This window comes from Perlabentimonas gracilis (genome assembly GCF_011174675.1).
GTDB lineage: Bacteria > Bacteroidota > Bacteroidia > Bacteroidales > Tenuifilaceae > Perlabentimonas > Perlabentimonas gracilis.
Map to the genome: position 1 here is coordinate 15206 of NZ_JAANIG010000010.1, position 20242 is coordinate 35447.

General features: G+C 45.0%; 21 protein-coding genes and 1 tRNA gene. 5 read left to right on the forward strand and 17 right to left on the reverse strand.

Going from position 1 to position 20242, the window contains the following annotated elements; genetic code table 11:
- From G8O23_RS06205 to rsfS, 5 genes are all read right to left on the reverse strand, one after another.
- Window positions 1-654, reverse strand: coding sequence for a phosphatidylserine decarboxylase family protein (locus G8O23_RS06205; RefSeq protein WP_166362881.1), 654 nt, complete (start codon window positions 652-654; stop codon window positions 1-3).
- 56 nt (window positions 655-710) lie between these two features.
- Window positions 711-1538 (reverse strand): phosphatidate cytidylyltransferase, encoded by an 828-nt coding sequence (locus G8O23_RS06210; protein ID WP_166362883.1) that lies wholly within the window; start codon window positions 1536-1538, stop codon window positions 711-713.
- On the reverse strand, window positions 1535-1744 hold the full coding sequence (locus G8O23_RS06215; RefSeq protein ID WP_166362885.1) for a putative signal transducing protein: 210 nt from the start codon (window positions 1742-1744) through the stop codon (window positions 1535-1537). The genes G8O23_RS06210 and G8O23_RS06215 overlap by 4 nt, the downstream gene beginning before the upstream one ends.
- Before the next feature lie 26 nt (window positions 1745-1770).
- Window positions 1771-3846, reverse strand: a complete 2076-nt coding sequence (gene ftsH / locus G8O23_RS06220; protein ID WP_166362887.1) for an ATP-dependent zinc metalloprotease FtsH — start codon at window positions 3844-3846, stop codon at window positions 1771-1773.
- Window positions 3847-3931: 85 nt separating this feature from the next.
- The gene (rsfS, locus tag G8O23_RS06225) at window positions 3932-4297 is read right to left on the reverse strand and encodes a ribosome silencing factor (protein WP_166362889.1); all 366 of its coding nucleotides are present in this window, start codon (window positions 4295-4297) and stop codon (window positions 3932-3934) included.
- A gap of 221 nt (window positions 4298-4518) precedes the next feature.
- Here rsfS and G8O23_RS06230 point away from each other — a divergent pair, with 221 nt between their 5' ends.
- Window positions 4519-5265: a biotin--[acetyl-CoA-carboxylase] ligase gene (locus G8O23_RS06230; RefSeq protein WP_166362891.1), complete on the forward strand. Its 747-nt coding sequence runs from the start codon at window positions 4519-4521 to the stop codon at window positions 5263-5265.
- Here G8O23_RS06230 and G8O23_RS06235 read toward each other — a convergent pair whose 3' ends face one another.
- Window positions 5266-5679 carry a polyketide cyclase gene (locus G8O23_RS06235; protein ID WP_166362893.1) on the reverse strand — a complete coding sequence of 138 codons (414 nt, stop codon included), beginning with the start codon at window positions 5677-5679 and terminating at the stop codon, window positions 5266-5268.
- Window positions 5680-5738: 59 nt separating this feature from the next.
- Window positions 5739-6362 carry an orotate phosphoribosyltransferase gene (gene pyrE / locus G8O23_RS06240; protein WP_166362895.1) on the reverse strand — a complete coding sequence of 208 codons (624 nt, stop codon included), beginning with the start codon at window positions 6360-6362 and terminating at the stop codon, window positions 5739-5741.
- A 46-nt stretch (window positions 6363-6408) separates the two neighbouring features.
- On the opposite strand from pyrE, the gene G8O23_RS06245 reads away from it, so the two are divergent.
- On the forward strand, window positions 6409-6975 hold the full coding sequence (locus tag G8O23_RS06245; RefSeq protein ID WP_166362897.1) for an NUDIX hydrolase: 567 nt from the start codon (window positions 6409-6411) through the stop codon (window positions 6973-6975).
- A gap of 2 nt (window positions 6976-6977) precedes the next feature.
- On the opposite strand, the gene G8O23_RS06250 is transcribed toward G8O23_RS06245, so the two are convergent.
- From G8O23_RS06250 to G8O23_RS06275, 6 genes are all read right to left on the reverse strand, one after another.
- A complete protein-coding gene (locus G8O23_RS06250) occupies window positions 6978-8393 on the reverse strand; it encodes a TlpA family protein disulfide reductase (protein WP_166362899.1) in 1416 nt (471 codons plus the stop codon).
- A 26-nt stretch (window positions 8394-8419) separates the two neighbouring features.
- Window positions 8420-8896: a pantetheine-phosphate adenylyltransferase gene (gene coaD, locus G8O23_RS06255; protein WP_166362901.1), complete on the reverse strand. Its 477-nt coding sequence runs from the start codon at window positions 8894-8896 to the stop codon at window positions 8420-8422.
- A gap of 80 nt (window positions 8897-8976) precedes the next feature.
- Entirely contained in the window at window positions 8977-11448 is a 2472-nt protein-coding gene (gene lon / locus G8O23_RS06260) for an endopeptidase La (RefSeq protein WP_166362903.1), read from the reverse strand.
- A gap of 180 nt (window positions 11449-11628) precedes the next feature.
- Window positions 11629-12822 carry a GlmU family protein gene (locus G8O23_RS06265; protein ID WP_166362904.1) on the reverse strand — a complete coding sequence of 398 codons (1194 nt, stop codon included), beginning with the start codon at window positions 12820-12822 and terminating at the stop codon, window positions 11629-11631.
- Between the two features lie 138 nt (window positions 12823-12960).
- Entirely contained in the window at window positions 12961-13224 is a 264-nt protein-coding gene (locus tag G8O23_RS06270; RefSeq protein WP_166362905.1) for a type B 50S ribosomal protein L31, read from the reverse strand.
- A 142-nt stretch (window positions 13225-13366) separates the two neighbouring features.
- Window positions 13367-14110, reverse strand: a complete 744-nt coding sequence (locus G8O23_RS06275) for a Bax inhibitor-1/YccA family protein (RefSeq protein WP_166362906.1) — start codon at window positions 14108-14110, stop codon at window positions 13367-13369.
- A 118-nt stretch (window positions 14111-14228) separates the two neighbouring features.
- Between G8O23_RS06275 and G8O23_RS06280 the strand changes: the two genes are divergently transcribed.
- The gene (locus G8O23_RS06280; protein ID WP_166362907.1) at window positions 14229-14627 is read left to right on the forward strand and encodes a hypothetical protein; all 399 of its coding nucleotides are present in this window, start codon (window positions 14229-14231) and stop codon (window positions 14625-14627) included.
- A gap of 3 nt (window positions 14628-14630) precedes the next feature.
- Here G8O23_RS06280 and G8O23_RS06285 read toward each other — a convergent pair whose 3' ends face one another.
- Complete coding sequence (locus G8O23_RS06285) at window positions 14631-15293, reverse strand: DNA alkylation repair protein (RefSeq protein ID WP_166362908.1); 663 nt, start codon at window positions 15291-15293, stop codon at window positions 14631-14633.
- A gap of 175 nt (window positions 15294-15468) precedes the next feature.
- Here G8O23_RS06285 and G8O23_RS06290 point away from each other — a divergent pair.
- Together G8O23_RS06290 and G8O23_RS06295 are read left to right on the forward strand one after the other, a co-directional pair.
- Window positions 15469-15544, forward strand: a tRNA-His gene (locus G8O23_RS06290).
- A gap of 275 nt (window positions 15545-15819) precedes the next feature.
- Entirely contained in the window at window positions 15820-16053 is a 234-nt protein-coding gene (locus G8O23_RS06295; RefSeq protein WP_166362909.1) for a hypothetical protein, read from the forward strand.
- 10 nt (window positions 16054-16063) lie between these two features.
- Here the strand turns inward: G8O23_RS06295 and G8O23_RS06300 are convergent, their stop codons facing one another.
- From G8O23_RS06300 to G8O23_RS06310, 3 genes are all read right to left on the reverse strand, one after another.
- The gene (locus G8O23_RS06300) at window positions 16064-17230 is read right to left on the reverse strand and encodes a sigma-54-dependent transcriptional regulator (RefSeq protein WP_166362910.1); all 1167 of its coding nucleotides are present in this window, start codon (window positions 17228-17230) and stop codon (window positions 16064-16066) included.
- Window positions 17231-17338: 108 nt separating this feature from the next.
- Entirely contained in the window at window positions 17339-19675 is a 2337-nt protein-coding gene (locus G8O23_RS06305; protein ID WP_166362911.1) for an ATP-dependent helicase, read from the reverse strand.
- Window positions 19676-19832: 157 nt separating this feature from the next.
- Window positions 19833-20222, reverse strand: a complete 390-nt coding sequence (locus G8O23_RS06310; RefSeq protein ID WP_166362912.1) for a hypothetical protein — start codon at window positions 20220-20222, stop codon at window positions 19833-19835.
- Between the last annotated feature and the right edge of the window lie 20 nt (window positions 20223-20242).

Consider the following 20242-nt stretch of genomic DNA (forward strand, 5'->3'; position numbering starts at 1 on the left):
CTATGGAATAACCGCAAGCACGGTTTGAGTCCCCACCACCTTTTGATTTAGCTTTACCTTAACTGCAGAGTCGATTGGGATAAAAACATCGACCCTGGAGCCAAACTTTATGAACCCCATCTCCTGGTTTTGGATCGCCGTATCGTTTGTTTTGGTGTAGCACACGATTCTACGAGCCAAAAATCCAGCAATTTGCCTGAAAAGTACTTTGGCTCCATCGGTACGTTCAATGGCAATGGTAGTGCGTTCGTTAAGTGTTGACGACTTTGGCTCCCAGGCCAACAGGAATTTCCCTGGATGGTACTTTTGGTAAAGAACCCTTCCTGCAATGGGGTACCAGTTTATATGCACGTTCCATACCGACATGAATATGGATATCTGGAGGCAACGTGTGTTAAGGAACTCGGTTTCTTCAACCTCTTCAATTACTACCACCTTGCCATCGCATGGCGAGAAAACCTTTTTTGGATCGGTAATTACGACCCGCTTGGGAACTCGAAAAAACCTTAGGATAAAAATGAGAAATGCCAGCGATATGCCCGTGGCTATGTACAAACCAATGGTTCCTGCGAGAAGCCATACGAGGGCGCAAATACCTACTAGTATTGTAAAAGCAACAGCTAAAATTGTAATCCCTTCCCTGTGAATGCGCATCGAATTATACTGTTAATTGAAAAAATGGTTGAACTATTTAAATATATTAGGTTATGCTAAATAAGCATCATTATCTCAAGGTAAACAAATACAATGGGTGCCGAAATCAGTACACAGTCGAACCTGTCGAGCAGCCCTCCATGCCCTGGCATAATTTTACCAGAGTCTTTTACCCCTACGCTACGTTTAAACATCGACTCCACCAAATCGCCAAAAATGCCTGTTGTTGCAGTTATTAGACCAATAACTGCCCAATGAAAGAACGATAACTCAATGAAAACTAGCGATAGAATCCATGAAGCCAGTACGGTAAAGAATAGTCCACCTACCAGCCCTTCCCACGATTTTTTTGGCGATATGCGTGGAAACAGCCTGTTCTTTCCAATGCTGAGCCCCACAACATAAGCTCCCGAATCGTTGGCCCAAAGCATAATGAAGTATCCCAGCAGGATATGAGTTTTATACCCAATATGATATGATGAGTAGCTAAGGGCAAAGTAGTTGAGCAGCGAGAATGGTATTGCCACGTAAATAATGCCTAGCAGTGTAAAGGCAATGTTGTGTATTGGCTTTTGGTGATTTCTGTATAGTTCAATTAGGAAAATGCTTAGTATTAGCGGAATAATCCCAAGAAAGATGTAATGCCCAAGCATTCCTATGGCAAACAGGTGATTCATAATAAATATTAAGCCCCCAAGCACCATTCCGTAGAGGTACTGAGGCTTAACCCGTGCCTTAAAGGTTATGCGGAAGAACTCAAGCAACGTGAGTTCCATCAGCACAAAGAAAACAATGAAAAAGCTAAAGCGCCCTAGTATTATCCCTCCAATTATAAGGACGATGAATAGGGCTCCGCTAATGGTTCTTTTTAGGAATGAGCTCAAAGTTCAACGTCTTCAATTAGTTTAAGGGCAATTTGTTCGCTCTCCTTTGGTACGTAAACCTCAGCCGAGCCAAAGGTTTGGTACGATGAGTCATGCTGGTTTAGTAAAACGGCTTCAATACCATTGGTCTCAAGCATTTGTTTTACTATCTCTGCCTCTATTGGAGAGCCGCTTCTATGTACTGATACCCAGTTCTTGTCGTCCATAGGTTTGGGTTTAGTTAAGCTTTAGCTTATGCTTTGTTCTCTGCTTTATCTACATTGTCCTCCTTCTTCTTTTCCTCCTCCTCAATATCTTTTACAAGCTCCTCGGAGCGGGTGTGCGATTTGCGGGGGCCAAAAATGTTCTCCAGATCCTCGCTAAAGATTACTTCACGCTCAAGAAGCAACTCGGCTAGTTTTGTAAGCCCATCCTTGTTCTTCTCAAGGGTGTCTTTGGCTCTAAGGTATGCCTGTTCTATAATTTCATTTACCTCCTTGTCGATTAGTTCGGCAGTCTTTTCGCTGTATGGTTTGCCAAATGAGAACTCGTTCTGTCCCGACGAGTCGTAAAAACTGATATTTTTGATTCCCTTGCTCATCCCAAAGTAGGCTACCATGGCGTATGCCTGCTTGGTAACCTTCTCCAAGTCGTTTAGAGCCCCTGTTGATATTTTTCCAAAGATTAGTTCCTCGGCAGCCCTGCCTCCCAGAGCTGAGCTCATTTCGTCGAGAAGCTGCTCCGTGGTGGTGAGCTGGCGCTCTTCAGGCAGGTACCACGCAGCACCAAGGGCTTTGCCCCTTGGGATAATGGTAACCTTAAGCAGCGGGTTGGCATGCTCGAGCAGCCAGCTAACCGTAGCGTGGCCCGATTCATGGAACGCAATGGTGCGCTTCTCTTCCATCGATATTATCTTGTTCTTTTTCTCAAGTCCACCAATAATCCTATCGATAGCATCAAGGAAATCTTGCTTCTCAACAGCCTTCTTGTTCATACGTGCAGCAATAAGCGCCGCCTCGTTACATACGTTGGCAATATCGGCACCCGAAAACCCAGGTGTTTGCTTGGCTAGGAAGTCGATGTTGAACTTTTCTTCCAACTTCAAAGGTTTCGTGTGCACCTTAAAAATCTCTTGGCGCTCCTTGTAATCGGGTAGCTCAACGTGAATCTGCCTGTCGAAACGACCAGCGCGCATTAGGGCGCGATCCAGAATATCGGCCCGGTTGGTGGCCGCAAGGATAATAACCCCTTGGTTAGAGCCAAAACCATCCATCTCGGTAAGCAGCTGGTTAAGGGTGTTCTCGCGCTCATCGTTCGATGAGAAGTTGGCGTTCTTACCCCTTGCCCTACCTATGGCATCAATCTCATCGATAAATACGATACACGGGGCTTTATCTTTGGCCTGCTTAAATAGGTCGCGTACCCTCGAAGCACCCACGCCAACAAACATCTCAACAAAGTCGGAACCCGACATGCTGAAGAATGGCACATTGGCTTCGCCAGCAACGGCTTTGGCCAGTAAGGTTTTGCCTGTGCCGGGAGGGCCTACAAGTAGCACGCCTTTTGGGATCTTACCCCCTAGGTTAGTGTATTTTGCTGGGCTCTTCAAAAAGTCTACAATCTCCATTATTTCAACCTTGGCTTCCTCAAGTCCCGCCACATCCTTAAAGTCAATTTTTATGTTCGACTCCTTGTCGAATAGCTGTGCCTTCGATTTACCCACGCTGAATATATTCCCAGCCCCTCCACCAGGGCCTCCGCCTTGGCTCATCCTGCGGAAAATGAATAGCCAAACACCCACCAGAATGATGATGGGAAGCAGCCAAGTAATTGCCTCGCCAAAGTAGTTATGTCTATCCTCGTAGGTTGGCGAAATGCGTTCGGAGTTTGCAACCCCTTCCTGCGCTTCTTCGAGCTGCCGTTCAAATGTGTCGATGGATCCAATAGTGAAGAAGAAGTGTGGCCCAGTTGGGTTCACGTTCTGGGCATTCTCGCCCAATTTGCCAGGGTATTTGCTTAAACTACGTGAGTGTAGGTATACCTCAACTTTGCCTTGGTTTCGAATTACCACCAACTTGTTGATATCACCCTCATTAAGCATCTTGAACTGAACTTCGTTCCAAGTTGTTTCTACGGGGTTTTTGCTGCCGTAAAAGAATTGAAGCCCCAGTATTCCTAAAATAATGAGGATGTATATCCAGTAAACATTAAACTTTTTTCCTCCAAGGTTAATCTGACCTCCTCCTCCCTTGGGGGTATTTGGTTTCTTTGGATCTTTATTCTCTTGTTTTTTCTCCTCTTGTTGAGGGTTCTTTTTATTCTCTTCCATATTGTTTTAATACGCTAAGTATACCAAAGGAGGTAAACGGTTGTTATGCCTAAATGTTTAGCATTATACTGGTACTTGCCAATAATTAGTCAAAGTTTGTTCTTTTGGCATCGGCCCATAAGTCTTCGAGCTTGTAGAACTGGCGCCATTCGGTTTGGAAAATGTGAACAACAATATCTACATAATCGAGTACCACCCAAATGCTGTTGTCGTATCCGCCTTTTTGCCATGCTTTTTCATTCAATTCCTTTTGCACCCTCTCCTCAATGTTTTCTGCAATGGCAGCAACCTGCGTGGTGGAGTCGGCATGGCAAATGATGAAGTGCTGGCATATGGCATTGGGTAAGCTGCCAAGTTCAAGGCTAATTAGCTCGTTTCCTTTCTTCTCGTTTATTGCATCAATAATGCAGCTGTGTAGCTTGTCGGTATTCTGTTTGTTTCTCTTGGCCATTTAATGTGTATAAGTGTTTAATTGTTAAACGGCAAAGGTAAAATATTTTGGGGTAAAAGCAAAGGTGTCTCTTCGGTGTTAACTTAATTTATAAATCCGATGGTTACTGGTTTTTAATCAGATATGGTGACTCCTTTTGTTTAATTAATAAAAGAGCATGGGTGAATGTATGGCAATTTTGTCCTAAAGCCTTACTTTTACAACTTATAATTTAATTGGATATGAGTGTTCAGCGAATAGGCAATGAGATAGTTTGGCTCCATAAGGTTGATTCCACCAACCTGTATGCCGAGAAGTATGTTAGCGATGACTGTGCGCACGGTGTTGTTGTGGCCACTACTAACCAAACCCAGGGCAGGGGGCAGCGTGGCAATCAGTGGGAGAGTAAGGCGGGAGAAAACTTACTATTTAGCATTGTGCTTAAGCCCTCGTTTCTGCTTGTGCACAAGCAGTTTTTAATATCTAAAATTACCGCATTGGCCATTGTCGAATTCTTATCGAACTACACCAACGGGTTGTCAATAAAATGGCCCAACGACATCTATGTGAATAGTAGTAAGATATCGGGGGTGCTTATTGAGAATAGTTTCCACTCCGAGTATCTCGATACGACCATCGTGGGGATTGGAATCAATATAAACCAAACAGAATTCTCCGACGACCTGCCAAATCCAACCTCCTTAGCTGTCGAAAGTGGTAAGAAGTATCAACTGCAATCGTTGCTTCAGGAGTTTTGCCAAATTTTCCAGAAGCACTATGATGCATTACAGCTCGATTCTGTTGGTGAGATTTCGCATAGCTACTTCGATAAGCTATTCAGAAGCGATGGCTACAGCAACTACAATGCAAGTGGGCAAACCTTTCGGGCCAGGATTATTGGTGTGCGAGATACTGGTGAGCTGGTCCTCGAAACCGAATCGGGAGAGCGTAAGGAGTTTGCATTTAAAGAGGTATCCTTCGTTATATAGTTACATCTGACCGTTGAAAGCAGCAGCCATTTGATCGGCTAGAGCATCCATCCCCGATTGCAACTTTTTCCCCACCATCATCTTAAGCATCATGTTCAGCTTGGCCTTAACGGTTATCTTCAAGCGGGTATCGTATGGTGCCACCATTTTTAGCTGAATCCAAATAAAGAACTCGAAGGGGATCTTATCGTTACCCGTAATCTTAATGGTTTTGTAGGGCTCCTTGTCGATAATCCTTAACCCTGCACCCTTTATTCCCTGTGCATCAAACTCGCACCAGTCCTCACCGGCTTGCCAGTTTTCCAGCTGTGCTTGTTGCGCCATGGGAGAGAAGTTTTGAAAGTTTGAAAGTATTTTGTAGATATCCTCGTCAATTCTTTTAATGCTTACTATTTTGCTTTCAACAGTGGTCATTGTTTGCTGCTAATTATTGTTGATAATTGTACGGCGAATTCAGCTTACTATGTTATTTATTACTTTCCCCACTCACTGGGGTTCTCGCGCCAGCTCCTAAGTACCTCAAGTTGCGATTGCTCCACCATGCTGATGCTTAGCGCATAGTCCATAAGTTCATGGTAGTTTGCAAGCGTAAAAAGTGGTAGGTTGTACCGTTCAAAGTTCTGCTTGGCCGTATCAAAACCGTAGGTGAATATGGCGGTCATCCCCAGGACATTGGCTTTCGCCTCGCGAAGCGCATCAACAGCCTTAAGGCTGCTTAGCCCTGTTGACACCAAATCCTCAACCACCACAACCTTCTGGTTGGGTTTCAAATCGCCTTCAATCAGATTCTCGAGCCCATGCTTTTTGGGAGCCGAGCGAACGTAAACAAAGGGTAGGTCAAGTGCCTCGGCAACCAGAATACCGTGGGCAATGGCCCCCGTGGCCACTCCAGCTATTACCTCAACATCCTTAAAGTTTTCCCTTATGATTTCAGCAAATTTTTGGCAAACAACCTTCCGTGCCTCGGGATACGAAAGAACCTTTCGGTTGTCGCAGTAGATTGGCGATAGCCATCCCGATGCCCATGTAAATGGGTTTGCTGGATTCAATTTTATTGCGTTAATTTCGACTAGTTTTGAAATTACTCTGTTGTCCATGGCCAAAGATTATTCAGTTTATTTTGATTTTCGTAAGATTGTTATCATGTCGGACTTTCGCAGCCACTTTGTGAGTCACAATGGGCTTTTTATTAAGTGCTCCAGCTCCGATGATGTGGCAAAAATACTCGTTTTTTTCCAAACCTCAAGGCTAAGCGAGCTATACATCATAACCGATGATGCAGATGCAACCTTTGACACTCTCTCCAAGTCTTTTTTTCCTATTGGGGCTGCTGGTGGCGTTGTTCAGAAACCCGATGGCTCCATCCTTATGATCAAGCGAAATGGTGTTTGGGATCTGCCAAAAGGAAAAATCGATCCAGGGGAGCAACCCGAGCAAACAGCACTCCGCGAGGTGGAGGAGGAGTGCGGCATTTCTCCCTTACAGCTGGGGAGCCTCATTACCATCACTTATCATACCTACAGAATAGAGGGTAAAGATATTTTGAAGCATACCTACTGGTACGAAATGGAGTACAACGCAGATGGCGAAACTATTCCTCAGCAGGAAGAAGGCATTACCGAGGTTGTGTGGATAAAACCATCGATGGCTAGCGAGTACCTTATGAACACCTATGGCTCAATAAAAGAGGTGTTCGAGAAGATACTTTAGGCTTACAACTTTCCCCTGGAGCGTAGCATGTTGAAAAACTGCTGCTCAAAATTTTCCTTGGGCGATGGTGCGGGGGAGGTTATAAGTCGCCTGTCGGGGCCAATTAAGAAGTAGGTAGGGAAGGCTCTTATGTCAAAATCTCTAACAATATCGGGCTTGTTACCATAGTGCAGGAATGTCCACTCGTAGTTGGTTTGACCTAAGAAGAGTTCTAGGTCGCCTATCTCCTGGTCCACAGCTATGGTCACTATCTCCAGGTGCTTCTTGTACTTCTCGTAAATTGTTTCAAGCAGAGGGAACTCCTGTAAGCAGGTGTAGCTGGTGGTTGAGCAAAAGTTGAGGTAAACATACTTGCCCTCAAAGTCGTTCAGCTTTACTAGTTTTTCGTCAATGGTGTACAGTTCAAACGGGGCGGGAACAAAGCCTGGCAGTAATCGAGTAACCTTCGATCTGATATTCTCGGCAATTAGCAAATGTTCGGGAATAAGGGACTGGCTGTAGAGCGAATCGAGAATGGCAAGTAGGGCTCCGCGCGAGAACCTATCATCGAAAAAGCCATCATGCAAACCTTTAAGGATAACAAGTTCCAGAAGGGTATCGTTGGCCAGCACATCGTCCTGCGCCAGGGTTCTCTTGAGCTGGGAATAGCTGCGCCTGTTGGTAGCTCTATCTATATCCGAGGTGCCGGAATCCGAGTGTGCAAAAAACAGAAAGTACTTATCGAATAGTAGGTTGAACAGCTCCATGTAGGCCGGGTTGTTGTAAAGTATGGGCTTGTTTTCGAAGTAGTTGCTCGATATGCTGCGCGATTGCTGCATTAGCGCAATTTGGCTCAGCAAGCCGTACCGGTAATTTCGGTAGCTGTCGAAAAACGGATTGTTGAACGGGCTAAACAACCCCTCCATCTTAGCTGTAAGCGAATCGATAGGCATGGTTGGATTGCCTGAGTATGCATCCTTTACAATGTCATCGAAATGCTGGTTGAATTGAAGGTCGAAGGTGCTAATAAGATAATTCAGGTCGTTTGGCTTCATGTTGGCTATTCCAACGTGCAAATCAACCTCTCTAAAGTAGGGGTTTAACCTTTGCTGTTCGGTTTTGGGTTCATGCTCTGGCAGTACGAGTTGGTAGTTTTTTTGCGGTTCTACAAACAGGTAAATTCGATAAATCCCAAGATGATTGAATACGTATGTAATCTCATCAACCTTTAGGTCGCATTTAAAGTTTCCCTTCTCATCAACATTGCAGCGAGCAACAACCTCTTCGGTTTGTGTAACGTAATCGGCATACTTAAAGAATACAAGCTCTTCACCAGCGTAGCTAGGTGCGTTGCCCGAGAGGGTTACCTGGGCTGCTAGGGCTAATGGAGCCAGCAAGAAGATTGTGATAAGCTGAAGGGTCTTTTTGAGAAACACCATGCGTATTCAATTATTGTTACATATGGTTAACGAGAAAGGTACTTGTTTATGTTAATGGCACTAGGTAAAAATTTTGAGGCATCACCCTTGTTCACCAAAATATCTCTAACTATGGTTGAGTTTACTGGTGTATGCTCTGGGGCGGTGAGCAAGAAAATGGTTTCAATGTCGGGTCGCATGGCCTTGTTTACTTGTCCAATGGCTCTCTCGTACTCAAAGTCAGCCGCGGTTCTAAGGCCTCTAAGCAAATAGTGTGCACCAATGCTATGGCAGAAGTCAACGGTAAGGCCCTCGTAGCTAACAATCTCAACCCTTGGCTCGCCAGCAAAAACGTCATTCACCATAGCCAATCGCTGGTCGATATCAAACAAAGTTTTTTTCGACAGGTTTTTGCCAACGGCAATTACCACCCTGTCGAATAGTTTCAAGGCTCTTTTAACCAGCGCCTCATGGCCTACTGTAAATGGATCGAACGTGCCAGGAAATACAGCTACTTTATCCATAGCATTAAAATTTAAATGTTGAGTAAAGGCAAAGGTAGTATCTTTTTGCAATTGTTGGTTTGAGGAGCTTTGGCCGTCAGCTAAGTATTTTGCTTTTCTGGTATTATTTGCAGTGCGTTCTTCACCTTTTGCTGCAGTAAAACGTATTCCAGCACATCGCCAATGTTGTCGAAATATTTAAAACTAAGCCCTTTAATGTAGATGTCTTTAATCTCAGCAACGTCCTTCTCGTTCTCCTTCGAGAGGATTATCTCGGTAATGCTTGCCCTTTTGGCGGCCAGTATCTTTTCTTTAATTCCTCCCACGGGTAGCAGCTTGCCCCGAAGGGTTATCTCGCCGGTCATGGCAATGCTTTTCCGAATTTTCCGCTGGGTAAATGCCGATGCCAAGGAGGTGATCATGGTAATACCTGCCGAAGGGCCGTCCTTTGGAATGGCTCCCTCTGGTACGTGCAGGTGCACATCCCAGCTGTCGAAAACATCAGGGGTTAGACCAAAACGTTGCGAGTTTGATTTGATGTACTGCAGCGCAATTACCGCCGATTCCTTCATCACGTCGCCTAGGTTCCCCGTTATGGTTAGCTTGCCTTTGCCCTTGCTAAGGCTGGTCTCAATAAACAGGATTTCACCTCCAACGCTTGTCCATGCTAACCCTGTGGCTACACCGGCTAGGTCGTTACCTTGATACAAATCTTTTAAATACTTTGGTGCCCCAAGAACTTTCTTCAGGTCAGCTAGGGTAACAGATTTGCTGTACTCCTCTCCAAACGCAATGCTTTTGGCTGCGTTACGTACAATTTTGGCTATGCGCTGGTTAAGCGAACGCACCCCGCTTTCGCGGGTATACCCCTGAATAACCTCTTGCAGTGTTTTGCTGGGTATGGTGAGCTGCTTCTTGGTAATTCCATGGTTCTCTAGCTGATCGGGTATAAGATGTTGTTTGGCAATCTCAACCTTCTCCTCCATGATGTAGCCGCTCATTTCAATCATCTCCATACGGTCACGTAGGGCAGGGTTTATGCTGCCAATGTTGTTGGCCGTGGTTATAAAGAGCACCTTCGAAAGGTCAAAGTCAACATCTAGGTAGTTGTCGTGGAATGCGTTGTTTTGCTCTGGGTCGAGCACCTCAAGTAGTGCCGATGCTGGATCGCCATGGAAATCCTTCCCAATCTTATCAATCTCATCGAGGATAAATACGGGATTTGATGATTTTACCTTTTTCAGGTTGTGGATTATCCGGCCCGGCATGGCTCCGATATAGGTTTTCCGGTGGCCTCTAATCTCTGCCTCATCGTGCAATCCACCAAGCGATATGCGTGCGTACTTACGGTCGAGTGCGCGGGCAACCGACTTACCCAGGGAGGTTTTACCAACGCCCGGAGGGCCATAAAGGCATATAATAGGTGCCTTCATATCGCCTTTGAGCTTAAGCACGGCAAGGTGCTCAAGAATTCGTTCCTTTACCTGCTCCAATCCGAAGTGATCCTCATCCAGCACCTTCTTTGCCCTTTTTAGGTCGAAGTTATCCACTGTGTATTCGTTCCAAGGCAAATCGAGCATGAGTTGAACGTAGTTAAGCTGCATCGAGTAGTCGGGCGCCATGGGGTTCATGTTGCTTAGCTTGCTTAGCTCACGTGTGAATACCTCGGCCACCTCTTTGCTCCACTTCTTGGTTTCGGCCTGCTTTTGCATGGCTTCAATTTCCTTCTCGTTGGGGCTTCCTCCCAGCTCATCCTGTATGGTTTTCATCTGCTGATGAAGAAAATACTCGCGCTGCTGCTGGCTCATGTCGAGCTTAACCTTCGATTGTATATCGTTCTTTATCTCAAGCAGTTGAAGTTCCCTGCCCATTAGCTCAAGCAGCAGGGTGCTGCGGCTTTTTAAGTCGTTTTGCTCTAGCAATTTCTGCTTATCGGGAGCTGGCAGCTCAATGTTAGAGCAGATGAAGTTGATAAGAAAGTAGTAGTTGTCGATATTCTTAATGGCAAAGGATGCCTCCTGTGGCATGTTGGGCGACAGGTTTATTATCTTAATTGCAAAATCTTTGATGGAGCTTATTAGCGCTTCAAACTCCTTATCCTTCTCGTTGGTTGGCTCGTCGGTTAGCGTTTGTATTGAAGCAATGAAGTACGGATCGGTAGAGATATACTCCAACACCTGAAAGCGATGTAGTCCCTGCAAGATAACGGAGGTGCTACCATCGGGCATTTCAAGCACTTTAAGAACACGCGCAATGGTTCCCATATCAAAAAGATCCTTCACCTCGGGATCCTCAATCTTGGCATCCATTTGCGACACGGCTCCCAAAAACTTTGTTTTCTGAGTTAGATTTTTAACCAGCTTCACCGATTTCTCTCTGCCAACGGTAATGGGCAGAACCACTCCCGGGAAAAGCACTGTGTTGCGTAGCGCAAGTACAGGAAGGGTTTTGGGCATATCTTTCACATCAAAATCACCATTGTCCTCCGTGAATAATGGAATGAACTCAGAGTCTTGATCAAAGGAGTCGGAAAGTAGGGGCGTTCCTATTTTAATTTCAAAATTTTTGCTCATACTATTTGTTATGATATTGATTCAGTTTACGTGACATAATGGCGCAATACTCCCTGCCCATCATGTGGGATTATAGGTACGCAATCGGTGTGCCATTTTTATGGTCGACTTCTATTGTCGCTTGTGGTTGAAGCCACTTGCCAAATCGTTGCTGATGATACAAATGCTGGTTAAGTTTGGCTAGTGCCTGTAACGAGCTGTTTCCTCGAATATATGCGTAAGTATATCCGCATCAACCTGCGATAGCTCTAGCCCTCTTCTGCCCATGACAATCCTGGCAGTCTCGAACGCCTTCGTTGTTTTGTAAGTTGAGAATCCTTGGGCTCCACCCCATGAGTAGCTGGGGATGAAGTTGCGAGGGAACCCGTCGCCAAAAATATTGGCGCTAACGCCAACCACCGTGCCCGTGTTGAACATGGTGTTGATTCCACACTTGCTGTGATCGCCCATAATTAGACCGCAGAACTGAAGCCCTGTGTCTACAAACCCCCCCTTAGGATAGTTCCAAAGCTTTACGCTGGCGTAGTTGTTCTTTAGGTTCGATGTGTTGGTGTCGGCTCCCAGGTTGCACCATTCGCCTATCACCGAGTTCCCGATAAACCCGTCGTGAGCTTTGTTTGAGAATCCGAAGATAACGCAGTTGTTAACCTCGCCTCCCACCTTTGAGTGTGGTCCAATGGTGGTTGGCCCGTAAATTTTCGCACCAAGTTTTAATGCGGAGTGCTCGCAAAGAGCAAAGGGGCCTCTAACCAATGAGCCCTCCATAACCTCGGCTCCTTTGCCAATGTAAATAGGGCCGCTGCTGGCGTTTAACACGCTGCACTCCACAACTGCACCCTCTTCAATAAATATCCTCTCTGGATTTATTGCCTTGTTACTGTTAGAGATTGGTAAGGATTTGCGCCCAGCCGTTATCAATTCGTAGTCGGCCTCAATTGCCTCTCCGTTAAGCCTAAAGATATCCCAAGGATTTCTCACCTCAAGGTAAGTGCAATCTGTATTTTTTATAGTCGAATAGTTTTTTTTATCCAGATATGATTTGCCTTGGGGCGATGCTGGCAAAATGGCAGCAATTAAGCTGGTTTTGTCAAAAATTGCTTCGCCCGATTTTAGGGACAATATCTCGCTTAACAATGATTTGGTTGGCAAAATGCCTCCGTTGATGAAAAGATACTCACCATTTGATTGGGGTAGTGGAAATTTTTTACTTAGATACTCGGGGGTGTGGAAGTGGCATTGAGCACCAAGCAGCTTTTCCCATTTCTCGGCAATGGTTAGTATACCCACCCTGAGCATTGCAACAGGCCTGGTAAATGTAAGGGGTAGCAGATTCTCCCTGCGATCATCATCAAAAAGGATAACTGGTTTGTTCATTGTAGTTCAATTTGTAGATTATGTCAAGCGAGATGGCTTGATTGTACTCCAAAAATACAAATAAAAAAGGAACAACCTTTGGTTGCTCCTTCTATTGGCACTTAATAATGTTGTAACTACTTAGCTGAAGTACAATAGCTAGTTGCTTTTCTTGTCAAGATGCTTCTTGTACTTAGTCATGAACTTGTCAACGCGACCAGCGGTGTCAACCAGCTTCATCTTACCGGTGTAGAATGGGTGAGAAGTGTTCGAGATCTCAACCTTTACTAGTGGGTACTCTACGCCATCCACCTCGATGGTCTCTCTTGTGTTCACAGTCGATTTGGTGATGAAAACATGCTCGTTCGACATGTCCTTGAACGCCACCAGTCGATAATTCTTTGGATGAATGTCCTTTTTCATTTTAAAGTAGATTTATCTTTTAAAAAACTCTTTACCAGCTAAAATTTAGGCCTGCAAAGTTATTAACTCAAACGATAATAACAAAATAACCATCGTGTTTTTTGAAAAGAATTTTTAGTGCCAAGCAAAACCTTTGTGTTTACTAATTCCTGCGTGCAAATTTTGATAGCAATCGGAGGAACTCAACGTAAAGCCATATTAGGGTTACCATTAGTCCAAAGGCACCATACCACTCCATATGCTTCGGGGCTCCTTGAGCAACTCCCTTGTCTATAAAATCGAAGTCGAGGGTTAGGTTTAGCGCAGCAATTCCAATTACCACAAGGCTAATGATAATGCTAAAGGTTCCACCATCATGAATATACCCCATGCTTACTCCAAACATACCCATAATGAATGAGATGAAGTACATCAGGGCAACTGCACCGGTTGCTGCAAATACACCCATCCTGAACTTGGCTGTAACCTCAATGGTCCCGCTACGGTAAAGCAATAGCATTAGGAAGAACGTGGCGAAGGTTAGCCCAACGGCTTGTGTAATAATTCCTAATCCGTACTGGGCAGCCATGAACGCAGACAGTCCACCCAGTAGCAATCCCTGCAAAACAGAATAGATGGGGGCGGTAATGTGAGCACTACGAGGCGAGAACGCGGTAACAATTGCCGTAATAAAGCCTCCAATCCCACCAACCATCATCCATGTCATAACAGAGGTTGAGCCTATGGCTGCTAATCGCCAGGTGTAAACGGCTCCAAGCACAACAAGCGCAAGCATGGCTAGGGTTTTGTACTTGGTTCCTTCAAATGTCATTACCTCCGATGTGGTGGAGGCTCTTTCTTTTGCAAATATTTGCTCGCTAAGAGCGGGGTTTGATGATCTTATCATTTCTAGAAGATTATTTGTTAAATTCGTTCCAAAATTATCAATTCCTATACCATTGCTATTGTGTATGACAGTTTGCGGGGTTAAATATGGTTAAATTGAGCCGATTAAAAAAACGTGTATGATTGAACGGGATTACATAATGCGGATTTTGAAGCAGTTCTTCGATATGCTTCAAAAGTTGATCAACAACATCGATACATCAAAGGATGAAGTTTTTGAGTTGGAGTTGAGTGGTTTGTGCGAAAAATTCCTAGGTAATAGTATCGAGTTTTACAGCAATATTGAAGATCACGATATTTTGACTGCGCTGGGGCAGGGGTCCCCGCGCGAATTGCAAGCCCGAGCCACAATGCTATCGGAGTTGCTATACCATAGGGTTGTAAGTTTGGATAATGATCAGGGGAAGGCTCGTTTGGCCAAAAAGGTACTCACCCTGCTAAACTTTATCAACGAGCATAGCAATACCTATTCCTTTGAGCGCTTGTCAAGAATTTCACAGATGGAGACGATGTTGTAGTCGCTATGCTTCGTCAAAGTCGAATAATAGCTGATTGCCTATCCACGCTCTATGCTCATCATCGGCGCTTGCCAACTCCTTGGCATATTCAACAACCCTGTTCTTGAAGTTGTCGTTTCTCAGGGCTATTTGGCGTAATGCAAATTCGATATTGCTCTTGTTGTTTGCAATAGACCTGTCGTCTAGGCCATCAATTATATCAAGGTAGGGTTCAAATACAACATCCTTTATGTGAGTATTACTGGCGCTTCGTGCAGCAATTATTAGCCCAGCCTTTTGCAGCAGCTCATCGTTGCTCAAGCACCACTCTATGCTTCGCGATAGGGCGCAGTCGGTTTTCCAAAGAAGGTTCGAACATACCTGCTCAACAATTTCGGCGTTGGTGAATTTTTGGGCCCAAGCATCAATTTGTTCCCCGTTTACCTGAGTAGGGTCGTCAATTAGTGAGGCTATAATCATACATTCCCTTACATCCTGCTCGTATAGCTTAAGTGCCAGCTCATGTTTGCCCTTGTAGTCTTCGGATATTTCTTTGAGTTCAGCAATCGAGACTCCGTAGTTCACCTTGTAGTCAATTCCCCATGCCCCAAGGCTGGTTGAGCTAGGGCCATTGGCATACACCTTAACTTTGGATATAATTTCCCACACTTGTCCTTGTAGTTCCATAGGTAAAGGTTGAGTTGGTTATTGATAATGCAAAGTTAGTGGGTTTACTCATTATTTTATGTGGATATAAGGCTAAAAGTTGATAGTATTTTTTGTTGAAACAATTTACTTGAAAAAACTTTACCGTGGGTATTGTTGTGTAAACTTTTTATTTCTAAATTTGCATCCGCAAAACGGTGGATGTAGCTCAGTAGGTTAGAGCGTCGGATTGTGGTTCCGAAGGTCGCCGGTTCGAGCCCGGTCTTCCACCCAAAAGGGAACATCATGTAAAATTGATGTTCCCTTTTTTGCTTCGCCACCATCCCTAGGCGTCGATAGTTAACCACTGCACATAGATGAATTCCTTTTAATCGCCATCGCTTTAATAGCTTGATGTGCATAGGCTGATGCTTGACTGTATGGCGCAGCAGTATAGGGTGATGGTCGGTTTCGGATAGATTAATAAGAAAAAAAGTTGCCTTGGATGTTGAAAAAAGTGTTTTTTTAACTATCTTGTGGTTAATTTAGGAGTGAAGTTCATCTGAAAATGAGAGATGCCAAAACCATACTAAGCTTTATTGGTGATAAGTATATGACTGATCATCCAAACTACTTTTATAAGCAGGTGGTGTACTTCTCTGGTAGGATATATGCTCAGCGGGTTTCGCCGTTCCTTAGTCTGTCCGATATATTTGTTGATCAGATAGACATAAAGCTAGTTGAGGAGCAATCGAATGAAAAGCCTGTGAAATCAAAGGCATGCTTCTTTTTTAAGAACTAACCCCTTGCTTCTATTTGATGATCGGTTGTGCGAACGATTCAACATCGTTAGCAGTGATCTCCTTTTCGCACAGTATTATTAGCCGCTCAATAACATTCCTGAACTCACGCACATTCCCGGTCCATGTGAAGTTTTGGAGTGTCGAAACCGCATCCTTGGTTATCTTCTTAGGTGGCATTCCATACTCCTCGCATATAAGGTCGATGAAGTGCTCTGCCAGCATCGGGATATCATCCAGTCGCTCGCTAAGAGAAGGGACTTGAATAATGATTACGCTAAGCCTATGGAAAAGGTCTTCGCGAAAGTTTCCTGCATCAATCTCTTTCTGTAAGTTTTTGTTGGTAGCGGCAATTATTCTAACGTTTACGTTAATATCCTTATCGCTACCCACGCGGGTTATTTTGTTCTCCTGGAGTGCCCGTAGCACCTTTGCCTGGGCGCTAAGGCTCATGTCTCCAATCTCATCTAGGAACAGCGTGCCACCATCGGCCTGCTCAAATTTTCCTTTCCGTTGTTTAATTGCCGATGTGAAGGCACCTTTCTCATGGCCAAATAGCTCGCTCTCAATTAGCTCGCTAGGAATAGCTGCGCAGTTAACCTCAACAAAGGGCATGTCGGCTCTGCTGCTCTTTTCATGAAGCCATCGGGCTACAAGCTCTTTCCCTGTCCCGTTGGAGCCAGTGATTAGAACGCGAGCATCGGTGGGTGCAACGCGGTCAATAATCTCTTTTACCTTTTCAATTGAAGCCGAATTGCCAACTATATCGTATGTTTTTGATACTTTCTTCTTTAGTACCTTGGTCTCTTTTATCAGAGTGGTTTTATCGGTGGCGTTTCTAATGGTTATTAGTATGCGGTTGAGGTCAAGTGGTTTCTCTATAAAATCGAAAGCTCCCTTTTTTATGGCCTCAACAGCAGTGTCGATATTTCCGTGCCCCGAAATCATTATCACTGGTGTTTCGGTTGCAAGTTCCTGCATCTTGTCAAGTACTTCTATGCCGTCCATCTGTGGCATTTTGATATCGCAAAGCACCACGTCGAAACCTCCCTTTTGGAATATTTCTAGGCCGGTTTCGCCATCTTCGGCAACTTCTACTTCGTGTTTTTCGAACTCCAGAATTTCTTTCAGCGAGTTGCGTATGGCACGCTCATCATCAATAACCAAAATTTTCGACATATTATTCTGTTCTTAATTTTCTTATTTATAGACTGCAAATATAGCAATCTGCATTGTATTGTAAAGTTTGGCTGTCATCAAACTTTTGGTATTAAGCCAGAGCTAGCCTTAGGGCTTTCTTAGCTTTGCAAATTTAAGCAGTAGGTTCTTAACTCCGGCAGCTCTAAATTCAACGGTTGCCTTGCGATTTTGTCCCTCGCCCTCAATGTTAGTCACCTTGCCTGGCCCAAACCTGTCATGCAGTACGCCCATGCCAATTTCAATATCATCAGGGTTAATGTAGGGCGTGCTACCGTTACTAGACGTGGCTGAGGCTGGTTTTGAGGTTGACTCGTTTATGCTTGTTAATCTCCGCTTTGGGGATTGTGCAGCCTGCCCGTGGGTTCCCCTTGAGAATGTTGATGGGTTATTCCGGATGGTTGGGCTGGAATTATTCCCGTACCCAAACGTTGAATCCTTGAACCCCTGCTCATTAGTGTCGTCGGGCGAGTCAACAAAATTAGGATCGATCTCGGCAATAAACCGACTTGGAATGCTCGAGGTTAGGTTGCCCCACTTGTAGCGTACCTGAGCATGCGATATGGTTGCCAGCTTAGCTGCCCGTGTGAGTGCTACGTAGAATAGCCTACGCTCTTCCTCCAGCTCCTCCATCGAACCGGTTGACATCTTCGAAGGGAATAGCTCTTCCTCAATTCCTGCCAGGAATACGTAATCGAATTCCAATCCTTTGGCTGAGTGAATGGTCATTATTGAGACCCTGTTCCTGTCTTCAGGCTTATCGGTGTCGGCATCGGTTAGAAGCGAAACGTTTTCGAGGTAATCGGCCAGGGTGGTTACCTCTGCTACACCCTCTTCCTTTTGAGCATCGCTAAACTCTTTGATACTGTTGAGCAGCTCCTCTATGTTTTGAAGGCGGGTAATGCCTTCGATGGAACCATCGGCCTTAAACTCCTTCATAAGCCCAGCATTCATCACAATGGTTTGAGCGGCCTCGTAGGCTTCGGCGGTGTAGGCAATGGTTCCCATTTGCTTAATTAGGTTGTAGAATTGCATAACCTTACTTGCCGCGGCAGGCTTAAGCCCAGGATTGTGCTCGTTTAGCTTCTCGATGGTTACCCAAATGCTCTGGTTGTTCTCGTTGGCAGCACCCTCAAGGCGCTCCATTGTGGTTGCTCCAATGCCCCGTGTGGGAAAGTTTATAACACGCTTCAGCGCTTCGTCATCGTTGGGGTTTACTGTTAGCCTAAAGTAAGCAATGGTGTCCTTTATCTCCTTACGTTGGTAAAACGATAAGCTGCCATACACCCTGTATGGAATATTCCTTTTTCGAAGCGACTCCTCAAAAAGCCTCGACTGGGCATTGGTTCTGTATAGAATGGCAATATCTTTGAAATCGATATGATCGCGTTGGATTAGCTCCGATATGGAAGAGGCAACCATGAAGCTCTCCTCCTGATCGGTATAAGCTTTTATGATTTTAATCTTATCGCCCTCATCGTTGGCCGAGAACGAGGCCTTTTGGAGCTGTCGCTTGTTCTTTGCGATAACGCTGTTGGCAGCGTTTACTATGGTTTGGGTTGAGCGGTAGTTCTGCTCCAGCTTAAAAAGCTTATACTCGGGGTAATCGTTACGGAAGTTGAGGATGTTCTCAATTTTTGCTCCCCGGAACGAGTAAATGCTCTGGGCGTCGTCGCCCACCACGCAAACATTCTTGTGGCTTGCGGCTAACTTTTTCACAATCAGATACTGGCTGTAGTTGGTGTCTTGGTACTCATCAACCAGAATGTACTTGAACTTTCCTTGATACTTTGCCAGTATATCAGGGAAATCGCGGAAAAGCACATTGGTGTTCAGCAGAAGATCGTCGAAGTCCATAGCCGAAGCCTTGAAGCATCGCTGGGCGTAAATAGCATAAATCTTTGCTATTTCGGGCTTTCGGGCTTGCCTGTCGTAAGCAACCAGCTGCGTATTGGCAGCGTAGGCTTGTGGGGTGATTAGGTTATTTTTTGCCGAAGATATGCGCCCGAGGACCTCATTCACCTTATATGTTTGGGTGTCGAGTTTCAACTCCTTTATTATTGATGATATTAGGCTTTTGGAGTCGGCCGTGTCGTATATGGTGAATGATTTTGCATACCCCAGCTTGTCGGCCTCGGCCCTGAGGATACGCATAAACATGGAGTGGAAAGTGCCCATCCACAGCTGCTTGGCGGTGCTCTCGCCAACAACATGGGCAATCCTATCCTTCATCTCGCGGGCAGCCTTGTTGGTAAATGTAAGAGCCAAAATGCTCCATGGAGCAACTCCCTGCTTTAGCAGGTGAGCAATTCGGTAGGTTAGCACGCGGGTTTTTCCCGATCCTGCCCCAGCAATTATGAGCGCAGGGCCGTTGTATGTGGTCACGGCTTCGCGTTGTACTTCGCTAAGTTCGTTTAAGTATTGCACAGCTTGTAAATCTCTTTTTTGGTGATATTTGGATGCAAAGTTACTCTCATATGGTTAATTAGGAAAGGGGATAGGGTGATTGTGGATAACTTTTTGTAAGCAGCGAAGCCATCCTTGTGGATGGCTTCGGTAGGGCATTGATGATTCTTAGGGTTGCTTAGCAAACGGAATTAATTCTAGCTTTGGCCATTACTTCTTTAATGTAGGAGCCAAGGAGCTTTTTCATCTCCTTAGTTTGCTCTGGCGACATCTTGGTTGTGCACTTTTCGTTTATGTAGCGATCCTCAGCATCACTACAACCATCCTTGTCGTTATCAGTTGCTAGGTCTTTGTCACAGTAGTAATTGTCGCCGTCGGGATTAATGATGTAGCAGTCGCCATCATCCATTGGGCAGCAGATGGTAGGTTCTTCGCAAGTAAGGAACTCGTCGGGTAGTTCGAAGGCCAGACAGAGATCCTCTTCCTCGCCGATTGGGTCACAGCTCCAAAGAACGATGCCAAAAATTCCGGCCAGGATTAACGGTAGAAAGAAGATTTTCTTTTTCATAATGTAAAAGTTTAGTTAGG